Origin of the sequence: Crinalium epipsammum PCC 9333, assembly GCF_000317495.1 — a bacterium.
Taxonomy (GTDB): Bacteria; Cyanobacteriota; Cyanobacteriia; order Cyanobacteriales; family PCC-9333; genus Crinalium; species Crinalium epipsammum.
Map to the genome: position 1 here is coordinate 2,924,060 of NC_019753.1, position 20,908 is coordinate 2,944,967.

Annotated in this window: 23 protein-coding genes and 2 pseudogenes; 15 read left to right on the plus strand and 10 right to left on the minus strand. The window is 38.5% G+C overall.

All coding sequences use genetic code 11. The annotated features are described in order from the left end of the window. The first annotated feature begins 8 nt into the window (after positions 1–8). From fabD to CRI9333_RS12730, 4 genes are all read left to right on the plus strand, one after another. Positions 9–908 (plus strand): ACP S-malonyltransferase, encoded by a 900-nt coding sequence (gene fabD, locus CRI9333_RS12715; protein WP_015203574.1) that lies wholly within the window; start codon positions 9–11, stop codon positions 906–908. Continuing rightward, a complete protein-coding gene (locus CRI9333_RS12720) occupies positions 895–1,548 on the plus strand; it encodes a lysophospholipid acyltransferase family protein (RefSeq protein ID WP_015203575.1) in 654 nt (217 codons plus the stop codon). Before fabD ends, CRI9333_RS12720 begins: the two co-directional genes overlap by 14 nt. Positions 1,549–1,625: 77 nt before the next feature. Next, complete coding sequence (locus tag CRI9333_RS12725) at positions 1,626–2,675, plus strand: AI-2E family transporter (RefSeq protein ID WP_015203576.1); 1,050 nt, start codon at positions 1,626–1,628, stop codon at positions 2,673–2,675. Between the two features lie 75 nt (positions 2,676–2,750). After that, the gene (locus tag CRI9333_RS12730; protein ID WP_015203577.1) at positions 2,751–3,044 is read left to right on the plus strand and encodes a DUF2288 domain-containing protein; all 294 of its coding nucleotides are present in this window, start codon (positions 2,751–2,753) and stop codon (positions 3,042–3,044) included. Here CRI9333_RS12730 and CRI9333_RS12735 read toward each other — a convergent pair. Beyond that, on the minus strand, positions 3,041–3,655 hold the full coding sequence (locus tag CRI9333_RS12735; RefSeq protein WP_015203578.1) for a YdcF family protein: 615 nt from the start codon (positions 3,653–3,655) through the stop codon (positions 3,041–3,043). The genes CRI9333_RS12730 and CRI9333_RS12735 overlap by 4 nt on opposite strands. 552 nt (positions 3,656–4,207) lie before the next feature. On the opposite strand from CRI9333_RS12735, the gene CRI9333_RS25710 reads away from it, so the two are divergent. From CRI9333_RS25710 to ypfJ, 5 genes are all read left to right on the plus strand, one after another. Beyond that, a complete protein-coding gene (locus CRI9333_RS25710; RefSeq protein ID WP_015203579.1) occupies positions 4,208–4,495 on the plus strand; it encodes a Mo-dependent nitrogenase C-terminal domain-containing protein in 288 nt (95 codons plus the stop codon). A gap of 265 nt (positions 4,496–4,760) precedes the next feature. Continuing rightward, entirely contained in the window at positions 4,761–5,870 is a 1,110-nt protein-coding gene (locus tag CRI9333_RS12745; protein WP_015203580.1) for a vWA domain-containing protein, read from the plus strand. Positions 5,871–6,091: 221 nt separating this feature from the next. After that, complete coding sequence (locus CRI9333_RS12750) at positions 6,092–6,382, plus strand: antibiotic biosynthesis monooxygenase (RefSeq protein WP_015203581.1); 291 nt, start codon at positions 6,092–6,094, stop codon at positions 6,380–6,382. A 13-nt stretch (positions 6,383–6,395) separates the two neighbouring features. Further along, positions 6,396–7,580, plus strand: a complete 1,185-nt coding sequence (locus CRI9333_RS12755; RefSeq protein ID WP_015203582.1) for an iron-containing alcohol dehydrogenase — start codon at positions 6,396–6,398, stop codon at positions 7,578–7,580. Between the two features lie 279 nt (positions 7,581–7,859). Beyond that, entirely contained in the window at positions 7,860–8,720 is an 861-nt protein-coding gene (gene ypfJ, locus CRI9333_RS12760; protein WP_015203583.1) for a KPN_02809 family neutral zinc metallopeptidase, read from the plus strand. A 1,403-nt stretch (positions 8,721–10,123) separates the two neighbouring features. Here ypfJ and CRI9333_RS12765 read toward each other — a convergent pair. Then, positions 10,124–10,732: a DUF4126 domain-containing protein gene (locus tag CRI9333_RS12765; protein WP_015203584.1), complete on the minus strand. Its 609-nt coding sequence runs from the start codon at positions 10,730–10,732 to the stop codon at positions 10,124–10,126. A gap of 111 nt (positions 10,733–10,843) precedes the next feature. Between CRI9333_RS12765 and CRI9333_RS12770 the strand changes: the two genes are divergently transcribed. Both CRI9333_RS12770 and CRI9333_RS12775 read left to right on the plus strand, forming a co-directional pair. After that, on the plus strand, positions 10,844–11,446 hold the full coding sequence (locus CRI9333_RS12770) for a 2OG-Fe(II) oxygenase (protein WP_015203585.1): 603 nt from the start codon (positions 10,844–10,846) through the stop codon (positions 11,444–11,446). A gap of 50 nt (positions 11,447–11,496) precedes the next feature. Next, positions 11,497–12,354 (plus strand): restriction endonuclease, encoded by an 858-nt coding sequence (locus tag CRI9333_RS12775; protein WP_015203586.1) that lies wholly within the window; start codon positions 11,497–11,499, stop codon positions 12,352–12,354. 28 nt (positions 12,355–12,382) lie between these two features. On the opposite strand, the gene CRI9333_RS12780 is transcribed toward CRI9333_RS12775, so the two are convergent. Both CRI9333_RS12780 and CRI9333_RS12785 read right to left on the minus strand, forming a co-directional pair. Beyond that, positions 12,383–13,207: a M90 family metallopeptidase gene (locus CRI9333_RS12780; protein ID WP_015203587.1), complete on the minus strand. Its 825-nt coding sequence runs from the start codon at positions 13,205–13,207 to the stop codon at positions 12,383–12,385. Positions 13,208–13,235: 28 nt separating this feature from the next. Continuing rightward, positions 13,236–13,478: pseudogene (locus CRI9333_RS12785) on the minus strand (class II glutamine amidotransferase); the annotation flags it as partial. A gap of 768 nt (positions 13,479–14,246) precedes the next feature. Between CRI9333_RS12785 and CRI9333_RS12790 the strand changes: the two are divergent. Then, a complete protein-coding gene (locus tag CRI9333_RS12790) occupies positions 14,247–14,648 on the plus strand; it encodes a hypothetical protein (protein WP_015203588.1) in 402 nt (133 codons plus the stop codon). Positions 14,649–14,767: 119 nt separating this feature from the next. Here the strand turns inward: CRI9333_RS12790 and CRI9333_RS12795 are convergent, their stop codons facing one another. The 3 genes and pseudogenes from CRI9333_RS12795 to CRI9333_RS12805 form a co-directional block, all read right to left on the minus strand. After that, complete coding sequence (locus CRI9333_RS12795) at positions 14,768–15,232, minus strand: DNA-binding protein (RefSeq protein WP_015203589.1); 465 nt, start codon at positions 15,230–15,232, stop codon at positions 14,768–14,770. 509 nt (positions 15,233–15,741) lie between these two features. Then, positions 15,742–17,013, minus strand: coding sequence for a tyrosine-type recombinase/integrase (locus tag CRI9333_RS12800; RefSeq protein ID WP_015203590.1), 1,272 nt, complete (start codon positions 17,011–17,013; stop codon positions 15,742–15,744). A 90-nt stretch (positions 17,014–17,103) separates the two neighbouring features. Beyond that, a pseudogene (locus CRI9333_RS12805) lies at positions 17,104–17,655 on the minus strand (class II glutamine amidotransferase); the annotation flags it as partial. A gap of 45 nt (positions 17,656–17,700) precedes the next feature. Here CRI9333_RS12805 and CRI9333_RS28110 point away from each other — a divergent pair. The 3 genes from CRI9333_RS28110 to CRI9333_RS12815 all read left to right on the plus strand — a co-directional run bounded on the left by CRI9333_RS28110 (position 17,701) and on the right by CRI9333_RS12815 (position 18,465). Beyond that, positions 17,701–17,823 carry a hypothetical protein gene (locus CRI9333_RS28110; protein ID WP_269667363.1) on the plus strand — a complete coding sequence of 41 codons (123 nt, stop codon included), beginning with the start codon at positions 17,701–17,703 and terminating at the stop codon, positions 17,821–17,823. Positions 17,824–17,884: 61 nt separating this feature from the next. Then, on the plus strand, positions 17,885–18,127 hold the full coding sequence (locus CRI9333_RS12810; protein WP_041226637.1) for an AbrB/MazE/SpoVT family DNA-binding domain-containing protein: 243 nt from the start codon (positions 17,885–17,887) through the stop codon (positions 18,125–18,127). Continuing rightward, on the plus strand, positions 18,121–18,465 hold the full coding sequence (locus tag CRI9333_RS12815; protein ID WP_015203592.1) for a type II toxin-antitoxin system PemK/MazF family toxin: 345 nt from the start codon (positions 18,121–18,123) through the stop codon (positions 18,463–18,465). Before CRI9333_RS12810 ends, CRI9333_RS12815 begins: the two co-directional genes overlap by 7 nt. Before the next feature lie 67 nt (positions 18,466–18,532). On the opposite strand, the gene CRI9333_RS12820 is transcribed toward CRI9333_RS12815, so the two are convergent. From CRI9333_RS12820 to CRI9333_RS12830, 3 genes are read right to left on the minus strand one after another with little or no spacing between them, the layout of a single operon-like run. Next, complete coding sequence (locus tag CRI9333_RS12820; RefSeq protein ID WP_015203593.1) at positions 18,533–18,901, minus strand: DUF5615 family PIN-like protein; 369 nt, start codon at positions 18,899–18,901, stop codon at positions 18,533–18,535. Further along, a complete protein-coding gene (locus CRI9333_RS12825) occupies positions 18,885–19,127 on the minus strand; it encodes a DUF433 domain-containing protein (RefSeq protein ID WP_015203594.1) in 243 nt (80 codons plus the stop codon). Before CRI9333_RS12825 ends, CRI9333_RS12820 begins: the two co-directional genes overlap by 17 nt. A gap of 58 nt (positions 19,128–19,185) precedes the next feature. Continuing rightward, positions 19,186–20,892, minus strand: coding sequence for an AIPR family protein (locus CRI9333_RS12830; RefSeq protein ID WP_015203595.1), 1,707 nt, complete (start codon positions 20,890–20,892; stop codon positions 19,186–19,188). Positions 20,893–20,908 lie beyond the last annotated feature (16 nt).

The following is a 20,908-nucleotide window of genomic DNA, read 5'->3' on the forward strand; positions in this document are numbered from 1 at the left end:
GGTGACTAATGACTAAAACTGCATGGGTATTTCCTGGACAAGGTTCTCAGGCAATTGGAATGGGAATCGACTTGCTAGACTTATCGGCAGCAAAAATTAAGTTTAAGCAAGCTGAGGAAATTTTAGGCTGGTCTATATCAGAAATTTGTCAAGCAGAAGAAAAGTTATCGCGCACTCTTTATACGCAGCCTTGCCTTTATGTTGTAGAAAGTATTCTAGTTGATTTGATGCGGCAGCAAGGTCGTCAGCCCGACTTAGTTGCTGGTCACAGTTTGGGAGAGTATGTGGCTTTATATGCTGCTGGTGTGTTTGATTTCGAGTCTGGCTTACGCTTAGTTAAGCAACGGGCAGAATTAATGGATCAAGTTACTGGCGGAATGATGATCGCCGTGATGCGGTTTGATAGAGAAAAGTTAGAAAATGCGATCGCCCAAACACCCGATGTAGTTTTAGCTAATGACAATAGTGATGGTCAAGTTGTGATTTCTGGTACACCAGAAGCTACACAATCAGTAATCGATCAAGTAAAGCCCAAGCGTCATCTAACTTTAAACGTATCAGGAGCTTTTCATTCTCCGTTTATGGCAACAGCCGCCGCCGAGTATGAGAACTTGTTGGCATCTGTGCCATTTGCAGACGCGCAAGTGCCAGTACTTTCTAATGTAGAACCTCTACCTGCTGTAAAAGGCGACGTTTTGAAGGAACAAATTAAGCGTCAGATGACGGGTTCTGTTCGTTGGCGAGAAATTTGTCAACAATTGCCAGTAGAAAATATTAGTAATGTCGTAGAAATTGGACCAGGTAAAGTATTAACTGGCTTGATTAAACGCTCTCACCCTGATATAAACTTGGAAAACGTTAGTAACGCTGCTGACTTACAGCTTGCCATCAGTTATGCAGCCAATTGAACCTAGCAGAAGTCGGGAACCTTTTGTCAGCTTGGTATTGTACCGCGCGTTTAAGTGGTCAATAATTGTCCCCGCGTTGCGCGTTTACTTTAACGCGCAAGTTTATGGGGCTGAAAACGTGCCAACGCAAGGTCCACTGCTGGTAGTTAGCAATCATGCTAGTGACTTTGACCCACTCATTTTATCTAGTTGTGTGGGTCGTCCAGTAGCTTATATGGCAAAGGAAGAACTATTTCAAGTTCCAATTTTAAAGCAAGCAATTACGCTTTACGGTGCTTATCCCGTGAAACGGGGATCTGCCGATCGCAGTGCCATTCGTGCCGCCCTAGCTTCTATAGAAGCTGGGTGGGCAGCAGGAATATTTTTAGAAGGAACTCGCACACAAGATGCGCGGATTTACTCTCCTAAATTGGGCGCGACGATGATTGCTGCAAAAGCAAACGCGCCATTATTACCTGTTAGTTTATGGGGGACGGAGAAAATTCTCAAAAAAGGTTCTGCAATCCCCCAGAAAGTGCCAATTACAGTTAGGATCGGTGAGTTAATTCCTGCACCAAAATCCAGTAAACGTGATGAATTAGAGGCGGTAACTCAAAAATGTGCAGACGTGATTAATGCTATGCACGATTTGGGACGTTAAGTTAGATGTAGCTTTTTGCCTCTAGATTTGACGGTTTAATCAGTATAAAAATATGCAACTTAAATGTTTATTAACTTATGAATGAGCGACCAACAGATTATATTTGGGATCGTCTCAACAATTCAACGTTGATTAGATTCTTGCTACTATTTGCCTGTGGTTGGGCGTTGGTACAACTTTTAGATTATTTTCAAGTAGTTATTGTTATTTTTACCTTTGCAGGGATTTTAGCTTTTTTACTAAGTTATCCTGTACGCTGGCTGAATCGTTATTTACCGCATGGATTAGCTGTTGCCCTGGTGTATTTCCTTGGTATGGCTATGATAATTGGTTTGACACTTTCAGTAGGTATAACTGTTGTTTCGCAAGGTCAACAATTAGTTGAAAGCTTAACAACTTTTGTAAATTCTTTAGTACCAGTTATAGAAAGATTAGAAAATTTTCTGCAAGCTCGTAATATTAGAGTGAACTTGACCGCGACACCGGAGCAATGGCGAGATCAAGTTGTAGCAGGTTTGGGCGTAGGAATTGGTTATAGCTTGGCAACTTTACAGATATTTTTTGCTAATTTCTTAAATTTAATTTTAATTGCAGTTGTTGCTTTGTTTATGTTATTGGATGGAGAACGACTATGGATTTTGATTTTGAAGATAATTCCTGAGAGGTTACAAAAAAGATTTAATTATTTAATTAAGCGAAACTTTTTAGGGTTTTTTAGAGGTCAGATGCTGTTGTGCCTATTTCTGACTACAACAACATTTGTGGTATTTATAATTTTGCGAGTACCTTTTCCATTATTATTAGCAATAATTGCGGGGGTGTTTGATGTTATTCCAGGTATAGGTGCAACATTAGGAGTGGGAATAATATTTTTAATTGTTTTATCTCAAAAGGTTTGGTTGGCAGTTACAGTGTTGATAGCTTGTATAATTATTCAGCAAGTTCAAGATAATTTTATTGCTCCTAGAATTATGCAAACTTCGCTGAATATTAACCCTGTAGTGGTATTTTTTGCTTTATTAGTAGGCGCTAAAGTAGCAGGTTTGTTAGGAGTTTTTATTGCTATTCCAATTACTGGTGTAGTTGTAAGCTTGTTTGAGATTGATGAAATGAAGGCAGAATCATAAGTAATTTAAATATAAGTGTGAGACAGATCAATATAAAAATTTATATAGGCTGAAATTAAAGATTAATTTAAGAAAATGTCGAATTTAAGAGCAGAATTAGCAGACGCAGTTGATCAAGCTGAGTGGGATTGGCTTAAACAGCACGTACAGCGTGATGTAGTGGTAGTTGTTGCTGAAGGTTTAGACTTGATAGATGTTGGTGTTGCGATCGCCAATGATAATGTTACTTCTATACAACATTGGATAGGGGAACAACTGATCGCTAAACCATCAGTAGAGCAGATGGCAGTTTGGAATAGCGATCGCACAAAGCGATTTCATGCTTTAATTGTGCAACCTTATGTGCTAGTCCAAGAAATTTCAGCTTAATTTTTAGGCTGTTTTAACTTACGAGCAATGGTAGCACCAGTATAGCCAGTAGCCCACCACACAACTGCTCTGGCTCCATCACGCACAGATTTCTCAACAGATTCAGGCGATCGCCCTGTATTGACCGATACTGGTTTAATAGTAATTCCTCTGCTACCAAAAACAACTTCACCTATAATCCGAGCGCGTAGCATATGATCGTCAGAGGTAATTAAGTAAACGTTGTTAATTCCTTTAGCTTGAAATCGCTCTACAACAGTAGTGAAATTAGTTACAGTATCTACAGCTTGATAGTCTAGGTGTACCCGATTCCAGTTGATCCCAGCTTTAGTAAAGACTCTTTTGGCATATCCCTCTGGCGTACCTCCAGAAACCCAGATTGGTATATTAGGGTGCTGACGAGCAAATTTAGCCGCAAATTGCTCTCGCAATGGCTCCCCACCTAAAACAAAAATTACTTGAGGTTGTACAAAATAACTTTTAATTTCCTTATAACCCAGCCATAGTAGAATGGCTAGTAGCGGCACTAGCCAAACAAACAATTTGCTTTGATAATGACGAGTTTTAGAAAATCTGTGTACTCGTCTGCTGGGACGGATTTTTAATAACATGAATCAATTGCAAGTTGCGTTAGATGAAAAAGGAATTTGCAAAAGGGTAGTTACCCTAGATTAAGCTACACATAGATTCATGCACAGCAACAAATTTCCCGAACATTCCGGTTACAAGTAAATGCACCATCACGGAGGTAATTTTAACTCTAAGCTGCATTGATCAAATTAACCCATTGATTAGAGTTACGGGATGAGGAGTAACTTACTCACCCCCATTAATCCATTAATTTTAGTACTTACGCAGAGATACCCCTAAATCCCCCTTAAAAAGGGGGACTTTGAATGTTCCCCCCTTTTTAAGGGGGGCTAGAGGGGATCTAGATTTCAGGCACGGTGCGTAACTTCTAGATCTAATTATCTTTTTGGGTGCAAGTTGGTATAGCTCTATACGAGATTACCAGAGAAAGTAACTGCTGTAACGCATTCCCCATAGATTCTATAGATCCATTTTTAAATTACTTCTAAGTAATTAGCTTGCCTCTGGCTGCATATTTTTATCTTCTTAAACCTAGTAATAACTAGAGAAGATAGTAAGAAGAGATTAAACAGATGATTAGTTTAACGAACAGCAGTTATAGTATTGACCTACTACATCCTGTACGTCAGTGGTTGGAAAACATAGAAATTAATGACCCGAAAATAGCTCAGTTGCTTTGCAGACTCATTCCAGCGCAATGTCCTTTTGAACGAGATATCAAAATATTTGGTTACAACGTTTTTCATATTCCACCACTATGCAAGCTAAACCCGTTATACGAACAACTGGTTAGTCTTCGCTTCCAGTCTTTGTGCTATCTGGTAGATAAATGTGGTCAAGATATCACAGTTTATTGCTAACCAAGTATGCGCGAATCTGTAATGTGTTGTGCAAACTCATATCCCAATTCAACTGCAATCAAACAATTGCTTCCTGTAACAATAAAATGTGCAAATCCTACTTCGGCGAATGCCATCTCTAAATTGATGATAGTAAGCGAATGAGCGGGGAACCCGGCAACTGTTCCAGTTTTAAGTTTTGTTATTAATACAGAATAATTAAGATATAGCGGATAAATTAAATTTAGATTAGCATAAAACCATGTTTGATATATAAATTATAACCATGCTGAAACTTACCCGCATTCTATTCGCAACAACCCTAGCATTAAGCATATTATGTTTTCCCACTAAGGCTTTTGCTAAAGCTAAAATTCAAATTGCTATCCTTTTAGATTCCAGTAATAGCATGGATGGGTTGATCGATCAAACTCGTACTCAACTTTGGCAAATTGTTAATAATTTAACAAAAGTAACCAAAAATGGCGAAGTCCCACAATTAGAAGTTGCTTTATACCATTATGGAAATGATACCTTACCTTCTTCTGAAGGTTATGTGAGGCTCCTAACTAATTTTACTCCGGAATTAGATCGGGTTTCCGAAAAACTATTTAGTATTCAAACCAAAGGCGGTGAAGAATATGCGGGTTGGGTAATTCGTTCGGCTGTACAACAATTAAATTGGAGCAAGGATAAGGAAGATTTTCGCGTTGTTTTTATTGCAGGTAATGAACCATTCGATCAAGGTCCTGTACTGTGGAGTGAAGCGGTTAATCTGGCTGTTAATAAAGATACATTAATTAATACTATCTATTGCGAGTCAGCAGAAAGTGAGGAGCGAAAACTTTGGGTTTCAGGAGCTAATTTAGGGAAAGGTAGCAATTTCAATATTAACCAAGATCAAAAGATTGAATTTGTTAAGTCACCTTACGATGAGCAAATTGCTACTTTGAATACTAAACTTAATCAAACCTACATTCCTTATGGTTCAGAAGGAGAGGTTGGGCAACAACGTCAGGCTGTTGAAGATAGTAATTCAGGCGCAAATTTAGTTACGCGCGGTAGTTCTAAAGTTTCTACATATTATAACAATGCTTCTTGGGACTTGATCGATGCTCTTGATCAGGGACGAGTTACCTGGGATAAATTATCAAACGAGGCTTTACCGAAAGCTATGCAGGGTATGACTTTAGCTCAAAAGCAAGCATATGTAGCAGCCAAGAAAGCGGAAAGAGAGACTATTAAAGAAACGATCCGCGACTTATCTCAAAAACGTAGTCAATATGTTGAAAAACAACGCCAGCTTAGTGCTAATCGTGGTGAGAATACTCTTGATTATGTAATGATTCAAAGTCTGCGTCAGCAATTAGCAGCTAAGGGATTTAAGCTACAGTAGTTTATTTGCATTACTAAGGTTTTTATGCTAATAGGTTTAGCTTTGATAGTGATAAATATGTAAATCTAATTAAACCTAACCCCCTAGCCTTCTTCCCTAGTAGGGAAGGGGGAATATTTAAAGTCACTCTCATTGTAGGTGAGAGGTGAAAAATTAAATTAGTTAAGAGTATCCGTCAATCAGTTAAAATAACTTGCATAAGGAATTAAGGGAGGGATTTAATGATTGTTACCTGCGTTCATGTTTGGGTTAAACCAGAACACATTGAAGACTTTATTAAAGCAACTAAAATCAACCACGAAAATTCGATTAAAGAACCGCAAAATATGCGCTTTGATATTCTTCAAGATCAGGGAGATCCTAGCAAGTTTATTTTGTATGAAGCATATCAATCTGATGAGGGAGCCGCAGCACACAAGCAAACTGAGCATTATTTAACTTGGCGGGATACTGTAGCACCTTGGATGGCTGAACCTCGTAAAGGAATTCCCTATAGTGTCATTGCTCCTTAACTAATTTAGCTCAATGGTTATCACTGCTTTTTTCTTCGCTAAGGTTCCGCCGATTCACTTTGGTACTGGGAAGTTGCAACAGTTACCAAAGTTGATTGGTGAGTTTAATGGTAAAACAGTTTTATTGGTGACGGGTGGAAAATCTCTAGAAGGTTCCGGTCAACTTGATGCGATCGCATCCCTATTATCAGCATCTAGTATTACTTACCACAGAGTTATCTGTGCAGGAGAACCCACTACTTCAGAAATCGATCGCATTTGTGCAGAATATCGTCAATCTGCAATAGATGTAGTTGTGGGTATTGGTGGCGGTAGTGCGATCGATGCAGGTAAAGCGATCGCAGCAATGCTACCTCACAATAATTCCATTTTTGACCATTTAGAAGGTGTAGGGCGCAATATTCCCCATAGTGGGGTGAAAGTTCCCTATATTGCCATCCCGACAACTTCTGGTACAGGGGGAGAAGTTACTAAAAATGCCGTGATTAGTGAAGTGGGGGAAAACGGCTATAAAAAATCTTTGCGCCACGATAATTTTATTCCTGATGCTGTAATTGTTGATGGCAAGCTGTTAACTTCTTGTCCGCGTCACATTACCGCAGCTTGCGGAATGGATGCTTTTACGCAACTGCTAGAACCTTATTTATCTCCTACTGCTTCACCGCTAAGTGATGCGATCGCCCTGAGTGGATTAGAAGCGATCGCAGATAATCTTTTATTAGCTTGCGGTGAAGGTGCAGAAGATATATCAGTACGCGAAGGTATGGCTTACGCCTCTCTTTGTTCTGGAATTGCTTTAGCGAATGCTGGATTAGGGATTGTGCATGGTTTAGCATCTCCCATTGGGGGATTTTTCCCAGTTCCACATGGAGTAATCTGCGGTACGTTAATGGCAGCAGCAGTTCGCGCTAATTGGCAAGCGTTGCAACTTCGTCAACCTGATAGTCCAGCCGTTGCAAAAATGGCGCGGTTAGGACAACTTTTATCTAAAGAATCCGGTAAATCAAATGTATATTACTGCGATGCACTCGTAGCAATTTTAGAAGAGTGGACAGAACAATTAAACTTGCCAAAATTGGGAGATTACGGCATTCAATTTGATGATTTGAATAAAATTCTTGACCATACTCACAACCGTAATAATCCAATTGAATTGAGTCGTGATGAAATTCGCGCTTTCGTGGAGAAGAGGATTTAAGGTGCGATCGCTTGTTTCATTAATTGCTAATTTCATTAGACTAATGAGCAAAAATAAGTTAAATCATCTGTGGTTAATTTCCTAAAATTCGACTTATGCGAAAAATCTCTTGATAGCCTTCCCTAAGTAGGACTATTTATCAAACCCTTGCTGTCCCTCTGATAGAGGTATTACACAAAGAAATTAACTAAGATTTTGGGTGGACTGTGGAAAGTATAGCTTGAGCCGGATAGCGCCTTGCTAACTTCTACCAGATTGAGTAGTTGGAGACTTGGGGTTATGCGCTGGGAATTAGGTCGTCGAAGCAGTAATGTTGAGGATAGGCGCGGATCTGGTGGAATTTCGGCTCCTGTCGTGGGGGGTGGAATAGGGACAATTGTTCTGGCGCTGATCGTTACCTTGTTGGGAGGCGACCCCAGCGTGATATTACAACAGGGACAAGTCGAGAGCGATCGCACTTCACAGCAAGCGCCTCAAACACGACAAGATGGTGCAAGCGATCGCATGGCTGATTTCGTTTCAGTCGTCCTCGCAGATACCGAAGATACCTGGACTAACTTATTTCGGCAGACGGGACAAAATTACGTCGAACCCAAATTAGTGATTTTTTCAAATGCAGTACGGTCTGCTTGCGGTTCTGCAAATTCAGCAGTTGGACCTTTTTATTGCCCCCGCGATCAAAAAGTCTACATTGACTTAAAGTTTTATCAGGATTTGAAATATAAATACAACGCGCCTGGAGACTTTGCCCAAGCGTATGTAGTTGCTCACGAAGTTGGGCATCATGTTCAAAATTTAATGGGAATTTCTAAAAAGGTTCAGACACTCCAACGTCAAGTTAGTCGCACAGAAGCAAATCAACTTTCAGTCCGGTTAGAGTTACAAGCAGACTGTTTTGCAGGCGTTTGGGCAAACCATGCTAATAAAGCACGACAAATCCTTGAAACAGGAGATGTTGATGAAGCATTAAATGCTGCTAGTAGTATTGGAGACGATCGCTTGCAAAGTCAGTCAACTGGGCAAATTGTCCCCGATTCTTTTACACACGGTAGTTCAGCACAGCGAGTCCGTTGGTTTAAGCGAGGTATTCAAACCGGACAACCTGCTCAATGTAATACTTTTGCCGCAGCAAATCCCTAGATTTCATCACTCAAAGTTTTGAATGTTAAGTTATGACTTAAAAAATTGGATATTAACTCAAAGCTTAGAAACAATACTTTTTTATTAATCAAAGCTCAGTCTATTGACTTATGCACTCTTACAACCATGAGTATTTACTTACAGAGTAAATAACCCCAACAAGAATTTTTTTAACCCCTCTCTCCTCCCTATATTTAAAACAACAACAGCACCCAAAACAGTTATTTCAAATTATTTCCTCATCCATGTTGGATTTATTTGGAGTTGCATTGATCAAAAACTTGGGGAGAATTAATTCAAGTCAATGATTCAGTTACAGAACTCACTGCGAAAAAGAGGAAATATTAATAACCTGCTTGGATGCTGTTGCAATTGAAGTAAACAAATGTACCGATAAATCTCTGTTGAGACTTTTGCTGATTCGTAACTAAACAATTCACTTTCCAAACCATTCTCTTGAAATCATTCTCAAATATTGATTGAGTTTACTTAGAGTTGCGCTGATTAAAGGCTTCCTTTGAGGATTAACCTAGACTAACTTACCAGCTACATTGCTCTCTTTTTATTTCAAGAGAAAATATCAAGAGTAGACTTGGATTTTGTTGTAACTTGCTCTAACACATCTACTGAGGAATCTATTGTTTAACCTCCTATTGATTATGGACTAGAGTTTCTACTATCCAAAATAGTCAATTGGAATTATTTCCTAATATTGGTTGAGTTTTCTTAGAGTTGTGCTGATTAAAGACTTCCTTTAAGGATTGAGTCAGTTTAACTTTCTCAGCTACAATACTCCCTATTCAGTTAAAGAGGAAACATCAAGACTATGCTTGGATTTGGCTGCAATTCTGTCTAACAAATCTACTGAGGAACCGATTGTTTAACCTCCTGTTGATTATAAACTAGACTCTTCACTATCCAAAACATTTTCCGAGAATTACTTCCTAGTATTGGTTGATTTTTATTGGAGTTGTGCTGATCAAATGCGCCTTTTCAAGAACTGCAATATTAACTTATCAGCTACATATCTCCCAATTAAATAGAATAGGAAATATCAAGAAGATGGTTTGAATTATTTGCAATTAGAGCCAATAACTTGAGCGAGGAAACTATGTTGAACCTCCTTTTTTATTGGGACTGAACAATTAATTTTTGACTTAGTAAGCTTATTAGCTTCTACTATCAGAATACTATAATTTTTCAGTTCGGATCGTTATTAAACTAAACTTTACAATTAATGGTGTATGACTCTAGTTTATGATTAAGAAATATTTCATTTCAGAATTAATTAGCTGGTATTGCCCAATTAAACGTGAACATAAAACCATTCTAGAGACATACATGGCAGATCTCTAGAATGGTTCTATGTTCAAATAGGCAATAATTACTACCAATTTATCTATCTATTGAGATAAATTGTTTGGTGAATTTGTCAATAGGAAGCGAGAGAAGAATTGCCAGAGTTTGGAAATAGCGATCGCCAACAGACCAATAACTGCAATGCCAGCTACAACTGGTAAGGTTAATGCTAATAGTGATAGTGCGATCGCGGCAACTAGCTCAATCGTTGCTACTACAGGATTGCCTAATCCCCCAGAAGTTGCTGTAGAAGTTGCCCTGAATAGATTCATAAACCCTTTAGTAATACCAGCAGTGCCTCCACCTGCTACCAATGCCAATGTCCACTGCGCCAAAGGATTCATATCGGGGGCTAAGGAAGCTGTGATAATAGTGCCGACAAGAATAGAGGCAGGTGTTGCAGCCACATCTAAAAGATGATCAAATAAAGGAATGTAATAACCTCCTATTTCTAATACAGAGGCTACAGCAAATACAGCTAATGCTTGGGAGTTTTCAATCCAATCAAAATTAGTTGGCAAATCTATATGACCAAATACAGCAGCAGTACTCAGCGCCAGCAAAGGCACAAAAACTCGAAAGCCTGATGCTGCACTTAAACTAATCCCTAGCAAGATTTCAATTAAAGTATGTATATTAAATAACTGATCCACGTGCTTTTCCCGTCCATAGCAAATTCAGTCTCAAATTAAGGATAACTATTAGCCTTCAGGCATAATGTAATCCTGTGGATTGATCTACTGTCGCTACGCCTGTTAAATTCCTTGAAATACTATCATCAGCATTCCAACGCCTTCCCCATCAGTTACCTCAACGACTTGCGAGGAGAGATTCTGGCGTGTTCTTATCTAGCTATCAATAACCTAAATCGTGACTTCGTTGGCACAAAAGGTTTTTCAGTAGTGTTTCAGCGATCGCAAATTGCCGAAGTAGAAAAGCGGTTCCCCTTTTTCAAACCTTATATAGAGAAAGCGTTACAGCCTAATTGCAATGCTTTCTACCTCAATCCTCTTGTACTCCAAGAAGGTTCGCGCGTCGATCCACATATCGATCGCTCATTGCGGTCTTATTGCAAAACTATTGAGCCTCCCTTAGTTGTGAGTGTGCTGTATGTGCAAGTACCGTCAAACCTGCAAGGGGGAGAATTAGTGTTACGCTCTCCTAAACAGCAAGTTGGGCAGATTAAGCCACAAGTTAATACACTTGTATATTTTCAGGGCGATTTAACTCATTCTGTCAATGCTGTTAAAACGAATGGTAGTCGTCTAAGTTTGGTTTGTGAACAATACAGTCTCAGTGAAACTGAACTGCAAGATATCCCAGCATTTACAATTGAGTCGAGGGCAGCGAAGGTAAAACGGAAGTAAGTTGTGTTTGGATGGCTTAAAGTAGGTTGAGCAGACTCAACAGTTTTTACATGAAACGATCTGGCTCTTCAGTCCCTACATTTGATTCCATGCTTTTGCCGACAATTCAGGCTCTAAAAATTTTGGGTGGATCTGGTACTACTGAAGAGATTTATGACAAAGTATTGCAACTTCTCAACTTATCTGAAGAAGTGCTGGATATTAAGCATGGTAGTACATCCCAAAGTGAAGTTGAGTATCGGCTTGGTTGGAGCCGTACTTATTTAAAAAAATATGGGCTTTTGGATAATTCAACACGCGGAATATGGTCTTTAGTTTCAACAGCTATAAATATTGATAGTCTCGATGCAAAAGAAATTGTTAAGGCTGTTCGAGAAGCCGACAAAAATAAGACTATACAGGCAGACCATTTAGACGAAACAGTTGGTATTGAAACTTTAGAAGAGCTTGCGTGGCATCAACAACTTCACAAAATACTGCTATCACTGGAACCCTCAGCTTTTGAGCGTTTGGCACAGCGTTTATTACGTGAGTCAGGTTTTATACAGGTACAGGTTACAGGGAAATCTGGCGATGGCGGTATTGATGGCGTAGGTATTGCTCGTATAAGTGGTTTTTTAAGCTTTCATGTTCTGTTCCAATGCAAGCGTTATCAAGGATCAGTTACGGCTAGTCAAATTAGAGACTTTCGTGGGGCAATGCAGGGACGAACTGATAAAGGTTTATTCATTACAACTGGAACATTTACCAGAGATGCTATTAAAGAAGCAACACGAGATGGCGCACCTCCAATTGATTTGATTGATGGTGAGCAGTTAGTTCAACGATTAAAAGAGTTAAGGCTTGGTGTCAATATCACGATGATTGAGTCTGTGGAAGTTGATACTAATTGGTTTACAAAGATTTAATATTGTCGTTCATAGAAGGCGAGACTGTTTAATGCCATTGCACAGGATCTAATTGATAATAACTTTGCAACTGCTCATAAAGTGCTGGATGCTTTTTCTGTAATTGCTGGGGTTTCTCAAAAAATGTCTCTGTAGCTACAGCAAAAAATTCTGCGGGATTTGTTGCACCATAACTATCTAATACAGTCTTTACACCTAATTGTAGATCATTACACAGTTGTTGATATGCTTCTGTCATAACTTGTGACCAAATTTGATAGTCTGAGTTCTTTTGCAAAATAGGCACACCCTCAGCTTTACCATCTTCTTGATCTAATTGATGGGCAAATTCATGTAATACAACGTTATGCCCATCTTTCCAGTTATAAGTATCTTGTTTTACCTGTTCCCAAGATAATACTAATTGATCATTTGTCCAAGATTCACCTAATCTGGCGACACGCCTTTCTTCAACAACATAATTTCCCATAGCAGTTGTTTCATTCACAAAATAAGCACTGGGGTAAACCAGAATTGATCGCAGTTTTGAAAAATAACTCCCTCGCTCATTCAACAAAAGTAAACAAGCAACAGTAGCAATAATTACTCTCATTTCTTCTGTCACCTGTAATCCTTGACAGCCAATAAATTGTTTTTCTGCTAAAAATACTTGGATATGTCCCTGAAGTCGCTTGCGTTCAGCAGGAGAAAGACTGTAATAAATCGGTAGATTATTTTCAAGGATCGCATTCCAAATAGGAGGGAATGTGCGCTGTTTTATTCTGTTGCGCCGTTGTTTGATTAATACAGGGTTGATTAAAATTGCAGTAACTATTAGCCCAATGATGAGCAAAAAAATAATGGTTTCAAACATAAAATTTAGAATATTTTATGCTATAATTCTAACTAAAATTATTAATAGGCAATCCATCCTGAAAAACTATTAATTCTCCTGGTTGAAAGGTTGTCCAAACTTCGTTATCAGTTAAGGGAAGTGTGGCGATGACTGCAACTCTGTCGCTCGGCGTTGTCAATTCCTGAAAATCAACGGTAATATCAGCATCAATTAAATGCGCTGCGGCAAAAGGAGCTTTTCGCACCACGTAACATAGTTTCGTGGAACAGTAAGCGAAAAGATGTTCGCCTAAAAAGAGCCTATTCTCAGTACTTCCAGCCACTCACTCACCTACACTTACTCAAACTTTACTACAACCGATGTATTGAAGCATTATTCTCCCGTCGAATAGTTCAACTTTCGCTTACTCATTTAGACTTCATTGAGTAGTTAGTAGCTAGATAAGGATATATAGATAGCTTGTCATTTGTAGCGACGGCAAGAAGTTATTTATCAGTAGATTACTTAGTAGGTTACTGGTGTGTTACTAAGCTTTGTAGGAAGCGATAGTCATCCTGGTAGCCGTTGATAACGTCTGTAGAAATAAGTTTAACTTTTTAGTTTAACTTTTTTTTAGATACGCTTCTACTAACCTAGCTAGTACGTTTGTACTGTTAATACATTTGTACTAATTCGGTTAGCGGTCACTGGTAGAACCGTAGAGACATTTTTACCCGTCTTGCGTGGTCTAACACTTAAACTTTAATTACATAGGTTTGGCTTAACCACAAGGGTTTTAGGGATACTACAATATTACAAAATAGACGGTATGTTACTCAGTAAGTTACTGGTAAGTCACTGATAGATTACTTTGTATATAGACCTATAAAGGTTAGTGACACACTTAGTAAATTACCAAGTAACACACTAATTAAATAAATAAAAAATAGTTTAAGTGCGACAGTAAAAGGTAAGATAGCAACGGTTAAATATATGCGCCTAGAGATTGTGTAGCAAGCACAACTTCTAGACGACTTCTCACTCCCGTTAACTATCAACGAAAGGAGCAACGTTTAGTATGCCACGCTACGACCTCAAAAAGTATTACTTAGGTTCAATCTGCTGTAGAGGTCACAACTGGAATAGTACAGGACACAGTTTAAGAAGATTGTCAGATAGTGATTGTTTAGACTGTAAACCTACAACACAAGAGAAACAAATCACTTGGAAACAGTTACCAGGAAATAGATACAGAGCCGCAATTGACGTTAGATTCCTAACTGAAAGTGGAGGAACAAAAAAACACAACGTTAAGCCAGTTCCCTATGAGGACGGTCTACCTAAAGATTGGTACGAGGTGCGATTTGATGAGGAGTACGTTGTAGAGAAACTGCGAAATGATGTTGTAAAACCACTTAAAACACTTGGTTACAACAGATTTCAGCAGTTATTATCTAAAGCTTGGCAAGCAGAAAAATGAGCAAATGCTTTGTATTTTGTGACTAACTACTCACCACATAACGCATAAAGATACGGTATAGGTTAAACTAACATTTATACCGTATTTACTAACCATCTAGTTACTTATTAGATGGTTTTTTATTTAATTCGTTTATTTAATTCCTCCATCGCTTGCTTAAGTCTTCCATTCTCTTCATATGATTGAGTAAGCATTTTCATGGTCATTTCGTAAGATTCTTTAAGCTGTTTAAGTTCAGCTTTTGTCTGTTCAAGTTCCAAGTTTTTTTCTTTCAATTCTCCATTCTCATCTTCTAATGTTTTAACGTAATCACTTTCTGCTTTGTCTTCTGCCATTGCATAAGTTAACGCCCAAAGCTTTTGATACTGCTCTTGAACGATGTCAGGCATAGGGATGACTCTAGCAGCGTCATAAACTTTGTTTGGAAACTCGTCTTTATACTGTTTAAACCATTTGTTGATAGTTGTCTTACTACCGCCGCCTATGTGCTTCCTGATACCGTCGAGCGTCAGCTTCTCATCTTTACTAATCAGCATTTCACACGCTGCATAAACCTGTTCTTTACTAGCTACTTCTTTCGTCATACCATACCGTACTGTACTAATTACAGTATAGTACAGATGTACTGTATCGTACCATAACAAAATACAGTACAGTACGGTTAAGCGCAAAATCTACCATCGACAGTGCGTTAAAAACAACTCAGTTGAGCAACGCGCATCTGATACCCGTTGAACAACTAAGCGGTACGCGCGACCACTGTTAAGCCCGTAGATTGCCTCTGACTTACCTTAGCCGTTGAAGACACATTACAGAGGTTACGCACCTTGTAAGCGACAACTATAAACCAAGCGTTTAACACTGGTAGCTTTTTGTAAGCAGATAAGTAGAACTGATTAATAAAGCTGTTTAAGTAGTGTGTTACTAAGTAGTTAATAGCGTCTGTAGAAAAAAGTTAAACTAAAAAGTATAACTATTTTATATATACGCTATCAAGCACGTTCAAACAAGGTGAAATATAGGTTGATATATAAGTAAAAAAAAACTCACTACTGTTATCAGTAGAGAGTGAGAAGTTAATTAGTTAACAGAGCTAAAAATCGTAAGCTGGTATTTCCTTTTCCCTCTCGTCAAAATAATGTTTCCAGATAACATCAGCACTGTTACCAACTAATGCAGCTACGGTATGCGCTGACATACCTTTGTTAATCTGATAAGTGATAAATGTGTGTCTGGTAGCGTAAGGCTTCAAATATTGTTTAACCTTGCCTTGCTCTATTAATTCACTAATCATTGATTTGTAACCACCTGCACCTTTCCAAGTTCTGAAGAAATTTAACCAAGCTACTTGTTTACCTGTCTTACCTTTAAACACCAACTCGTTAGAGTTCTCAGGTTCTAATCGTTCGCTCTCCAACTGTTTAAGTAGCTTGTGAAGCTTGCCACCTTCAGCTATGCGAAATATGCGATTAGTGTAGGTCTTAGTGTCACCTGTAGTTTTAATCTTACTGTTGTAACTGTCTTTAAAACTCACGACACTAAGACCTTGTTTAATATGTTTCCAGCGCAGCGCACAAGCTTCACCGCTACGGCATCCAGTCCAGAACAGAAACTTAACTAGCGGTGTGTAGTAACTATGAGTCTTACTTGTCTCATAGGCGTTTATAATCGCTTCCACTTCATCTAAACTAAAAGCCCGTCTATCGTTTTCCTCGTCTGTTTCATCATCGGTAGTGTGACCGTCCTCATCTCTTTTATTACCTTTTATAATTGCTTTACTTTTCTTTAACTCTGTTACTAAATCCTCATACGGGTTAGAGCTAACAAAACCTTGCTTAATTCCCCAGTTGTGAGCGTAGGAGAGTTGAGTTAATGCGTTTATAACTGCGGTTTTCCCTCTGTTCTCTATCAGCCAGTTGCACTGAGCTATTACGTCGTCACCTACCGCTTCTTCTGCATCCTTTATGTAATTACGATACTGAACACAATACGTAATCTTGTAGGTTGTAATTTTTATTCCACTGTTTTTACGGTACTCACACCACCTATCCCACAACTCAAGTAACGACATCTCAGCACGCTTACCTGGTAGGTCTACAACGTTGTTTAATTGTTGCTTCTTACTCGGTAGGTACTTAGCTAGTGTTAAATCAAAGTGACCGCTTAACCAATCGAGTTCCATCTGCTTTGCGAGTGACTCGGCAAACGTCACATTTTCCTTAGTCCAAGATAAGCCTAGACTTACCCGTTTTTGTTGTCCGTTGAACCACTGCCTCGGTAGATTAAGTCTGATTCTGTCGTTAAGCTTCTCAAGACCTACTGCACCCTTAGAACCCTTACCCGTTGGTGTTTTGGCGCTGTTCATAATGCTGACTCAAACCTTACTTATTTTGTAGTGGGTAGTTACTTTAACTAACCTGAAACTACATTATAGCGTTGTTTTGAGTATTCCGTCAGCGAAAAGATGTTCGCCATCGGAAAGCAGGTAATTGAATGTACCTTTAAGTGCGATCGCATCTGTAATTTCTTTTAAGACAGAATAAAGCTCTCCCAAAGGTGGCTTACCATCAGGAAATCTTTGGCGCAGAGTATTGAGAATCAGGCAAAATGCGCGTTCGCTATCGGTTTGACCAACCGGATTATAAAAGCCTGCACTTTCTGGATAAAAATCTGGTAAATCGCCGTTGTGTGCAAATATCCAATATTTACCCCATAACTCTCGCTGAAACGGGTGACAATTTTCCAATGCAACAGCGCCAAAGGTTGCTTTGCGGATATGAGCAATTACATTAGTAGATTTGATCGGGTACTTTCGCACCAAATCTGCAATAGGTGAAGTGGAAGACGATTTCTCATCTATAAAGAGGCGACATCCCACGCCTTCAAAAAATGCAATCCCCCAACCATCCTGATGTTCATCAGTTTTACCTCCCCGCGCCGAAAATCCCTCAAATGAAAAGCAGATATCGGTAGGTACATTGCAATTCATCCCTAGCAGTTGGCACATGGAAGTAAATTTTGGTATTTCTCTGTAAGACGATTGTAGCGATGGATGGCTCGTTATTTAGTAGGGAGTGCGATCGCTCTTTATGATGGTAGTTGCGATCGCACTTCATTTTGCACAGTTATAGTCATTGATAAATTAGCTATCAATAGCCGATTCTGCGATCGCTAATTGCTATAACTGGTTTTGGGTGCTAGTATACTTAATGTATATACATAACCAAACGTTAATTATGCTCACCCAAAAAGTCAGTTGGTGGGGAAACTCCCTCGGACTTCGACTACCGCAAACGCTTGTGCAACAGGTTGAATGGACTGAAGGAACAATAGTTTCAATTACAATTGAAGACAATCGGTTGGTTCTGTCTCCCGTAAAACCCAAGTACCGCTTAGAGCAGTTGCTTGAAAACATCACTCCTGATATGCAACATGATGAGATGGAGTGGGGAGAAGCTGTGGGAGAAGAAACTTGGTAAAGATTGCAGGGCGTGTTCCTGAACGTGGAGATATCATTCAGGTACAACTAAATCCGAGAACAGGTAGCGAGCAAGCAGGTTATCGTCCTGCTGTTGTCATCTCTCCTGCGGCTTATAACCAAATCTCTAAATTAGTTTTGATTTGTCCGATTACGAACCGTCAAAAAGGATGGCCATTTGAAGTTGAATTACCAACGTCAATGAAAACCTCTGGAGTCGTTTTAGTTGATCAGATTAGAACAATTGACTGTGATGCCAGAAAAGCTGATTTTGTAGAAAAAGCTCCTCTAGAATGGGTTGATGAAGTTTTAGCCAGACTAGAACCTTTAGTCAAATAAATTTTCATGCGTTTTAAATGCGGATGTGTAGCATTTTCATGGGTTGGTACAACGTGCGATCGCACTTCTAAGTTATTAATGGTAAACGGCGAACACGAATGCGACTTGCTTCAACTGTAACAACTGCACCTTGTTCTAAATCTGCTTCGCATTCAGCCATGACGGTGATTAACAAGTTAGCCAAAGCTTGAGCGCGTAATCTTTCAATGCGGATGCGAATAACTGAGGGAGAAGTTGCTTCACTTAAAGCTAACAAAGCATGAAAATCTGCATCAAGGGTAATAACTACGCGCCCTTGTTCTTTTGCTTTCTCAATAATCTCTGTATCCTCTGCTGCTGATAACTTAATTTCAGCAACATGAATTGTATCAATACCTGCCTCGCGTAAGAGCAATGCTGTAGAAGGTGGTAAACCTTGATCAAGCAACAGTTTCATAGGTTGGTGGCAGTTCTATAACACGGTCATCTAGATATGTGGAAGCATATATTAGAGCTTGTTGAATATCCTCATCTTCAATTTGTGGAAATTCCTGGCGCAATTCTTCTCGGTTGGGATATGTCGCCAGCAACTCAATCACCCGTCGCACCGTTAGGCGCAGATCTCGAATACAAGGTTGTCCATTCATTTTATTTGGGTTGCTGGTTATGCGATCCAATTCCATAAATTCCTCACATTAGATTTAACTGTTGAGTATGTTTTTCGATATAAAATAACTAATATTAAGTTTTTTGTTGCTCTTGATTCGCTAATTTTTCCCACAACTGTGAAAATGATTCAACACGCCCACGCGCAATCAGCTTTTTGTGTGAATTAATCACTTTGTTAGTTAAATTACGTAATAGATTTGGAGCTTTAAAAGTTGACTTAAAGTCGAAATTTTCTCCCCCTTCTTCCTCAAATTCTCCATTGAGATCAATAATTAAGTCCCCCAAAATTACATGAATACACTCTAACAGATTTGCCTTGTGATTAGCAGTTTTATAATATTTTTCAGGTTTCCTACAAAAATCTTTTCCTACTTCATTATCAGCCATAACTTCAGACAGAAGGTAAAGAAGAAAAAATTTAGTTACTTGGTAACTTCTAAATAACGGAGGTTCAATTTTACATAAGTCTTTCTCTATTTCTTTATACAAATCGAATAAAACAACAATTCTTCCTCCAGTTACTTCAGGACGGGCAAAAATTTCTTGATGCGAATCATCAAAAATTTTGTTAAAGTTTTGAACCGCCCAAGGTCGTTTCAGGTCAAAGGAAAGTAAAATTTGTCCTGCAAGCGTGTTTTCTATAACAATACTCTGATTGGGATTATCTCCACGCTTAATTTCATAAAAATAGCCTGGATAATTATGAGCAACTTCTTGCTGAAGTCTAACCTGAGTTGGGGTATTAGATCTAAAATCTCGTGCTTTAATACCATTTTGATTATTACTATTGTAAGTAATTTTAGATATAAGATCTACTTGATTTTGAACTACTTGAATAATTCTAGTTAAAATTCTCAAGTCTTGAGTAACTCTAGCCCTATTTTCATATAAACTGGATACTGTCTGACATCCATTAACTACTGAATACCCCTGAATTTTTATTTTGTCTTTTTCTAAAGTATCCAACTTATCACAAATAATCGTTATTCCATTGTGATAAAGTATAAAATTACTATGTTCTGAAGAATTAGATATGCTGTTAGTTATATCTTTATTGACTTTAGTTTTGCCCAAATCTTTTCTTAAGTTCAAATCAAAAAGTTGTTGATTATGAATACCTTCCATGTTAACTAAATCCACAGCAGAAAGGGGAGCAAGCACTACTCTTGCTATGTTATCAACGTTATAATCAATATAATCAAATCCAAAAACATCAAAAGCAATTTCTGAGGTTGCTGGAATGGACTTTTCACTATTTATATACATTTGAGCAATCAGATCTCTATCCCATACCTCCAGATTGGTTGTTGCCGACGTAGATTGTAAGAAACTTTCGGCGTTTGAATCCTTATTAGCATTTGTAACGAACATACCTCGAATTATATATTTAGAGGATATAAAAATATCTCGATAATCAATCAATAAATTTTTTAGTTGTGTATTTCCTGTTGTTGAAATAATTGAATCTATTCCATCAGCAGTCTCCAATTGCCTTAAGCTTCCCACAAACTCTTTAAGCTGTGTATCCCCTAAAGTTTTACTACTGTTCTGTACAGTTTTTGATTGAAATACATCTATACATTCTTCATTCTCGTTAACATAGATTCCGTCAATCCCTTTATCTCCACGTCCATCACAAACTATATTCTGAACTGCAATGATGTCTAATCTGTAGAGGTTTACTAAGAACCAACTTAAAAATGCACTATTTTCTTCACGCCCTACAACTTTATAAGGCTGGACAATCTTAATAAGATTTGCATAATCGAGGTTAAGCATAAATTGTTGTAAACAG

Coding starts and splice junctions, on each gene's coding strand:
- fabD (WP_015203574.1), top strand. CDS start 9: ATGACTAAAACTGCATGGGTATTTCCTGGACAAGGTTCTCAGGCAATT.
- CRI9333_RS12720 (WP_015203575.1), top strand. CDS start 895: ATGCAGCCAATTGAACCTAGCAGAAGTCGGGAACCTTTTGTCAGCTTG.
- CRI9333_RS12725 (WP_015203576.1), top strand. CDS start 1,626: ATGAATGAGCGACCAACAGATTATATTTGGGATCGTCTCAACAATTCA.
- CRI9333_RS12730 (WP_015203577.1), top strand. CDS start 2,751: ATGTCGAATTTAAGAGCAGAATTAGCAGACGCAGTTGATCAAGCTGAG.
- CRI9333_RS12735 (WP_015203578.1), bottom strand. CDS start 3,655: ATGTTATTAAAAATCCGTCCCAGCAGACGAGTACACAGATTTTCTAAA.
- CRI9333_RS25710 (WP_015203579.1), top strand. CDS start 4,208: ATGATTAGTTTAACGAACAGCAGTTATAGTATTGACCTACTACATCCT.
- CRI9333_RS12745 (WP_015203580.1), top strand. CDS start 4,761: ATGCTGAAACTTACCCGCATTCTATTCGCAACAACCCTAGCATTAAGC.
- CRI9333_RS12750 (WP_015203581.1), top strand. CDS start 6,092: ATGATTGTTACCTGCGTTCATGTTTGGGTTAAACCAGAACACATTGAA.
- CRI9333_RS12755 (WP_015203582.1), top strand. CDS start 6,396: ATGGTTATCACTGCTTTTTTCTTCGCTAAGGTTCCGCCGATTCACTTT.
- ypfJ (WP_015203583.1), top strand. CDS start 7,860: ATGCGCTGGGAATTAGGTCGTCGAAGCAGTAATGTTGAGGATAGGCGC.
- CRI9333_RS12775 (WP_015203586.1), top strand. CDS start 11,497: ATGAAACGATCTGGCTCTTCAGTCCCTACATTTGATTCCATGCTTTTG.
- CRI9333_RS12780 (WP_015203587.1), bottom strand. CDS start 13,207: ATGTTTGAAACCATTATTTTTTTGCTCATCATTGGGCTAATAGTTACT.
- CRI9333_RS12790 (WP_015203588.1), top strand. CDS start 14,247: ATGCCACGCTACGACCTCAAAAAGTATTACTTAGGTTCAATCTGCTGT.
- CRI9333_RS12795 (WP_015203589.1), bottom strand. CDS start 15,232: ATGACGAAAGAAGTAGCTAGTAAAGAACAGGTTTATGCAGCGTGTGAA.
- CRI9333_RS12800 (WP_015203590.1), bottom strand. CDS start 17,013: ATGAACAGCGCCAAAACACCAACGGGTAAGGGTTCTAAGGGTGCAGTA.
- CRI9333_RS28110 (WP_269667363.1), top strand. CDS start 17,701: ATGGCTCGTTATTTAGTAGGGAGTGCGATCGCTCTTTATGATGGTAGT.
- CRI9333_RS12810 (WP_041226637.1), top strand. CDS start 17,885: ATGCTCACCCAAAAAGTCAGTTGGTGGGGAAACTCCCTCGGACTTCGA.
- CRI9333_RS12820 (WP_015203593.1), bottom strand. CDS start 18,901: ATGAAACTGTTGCTTGATCAAGGTTTACCACCTTCTACAGCATTGCTC.
- CRI9333_RS12825 (WP_015203594.1), bottom strand. CDS start 19,127: ATGGAATTGGATCGCATAACCAGCAACCCAAATAAAATGAATGGACAA.
- CRI9333_RS12830 (WP_015203595.1), bottom strand. CDS start 20,892: ATGCTTAACCTCGATTATGCAAATCTTATTAAGATTGTCCAGCCTTAT.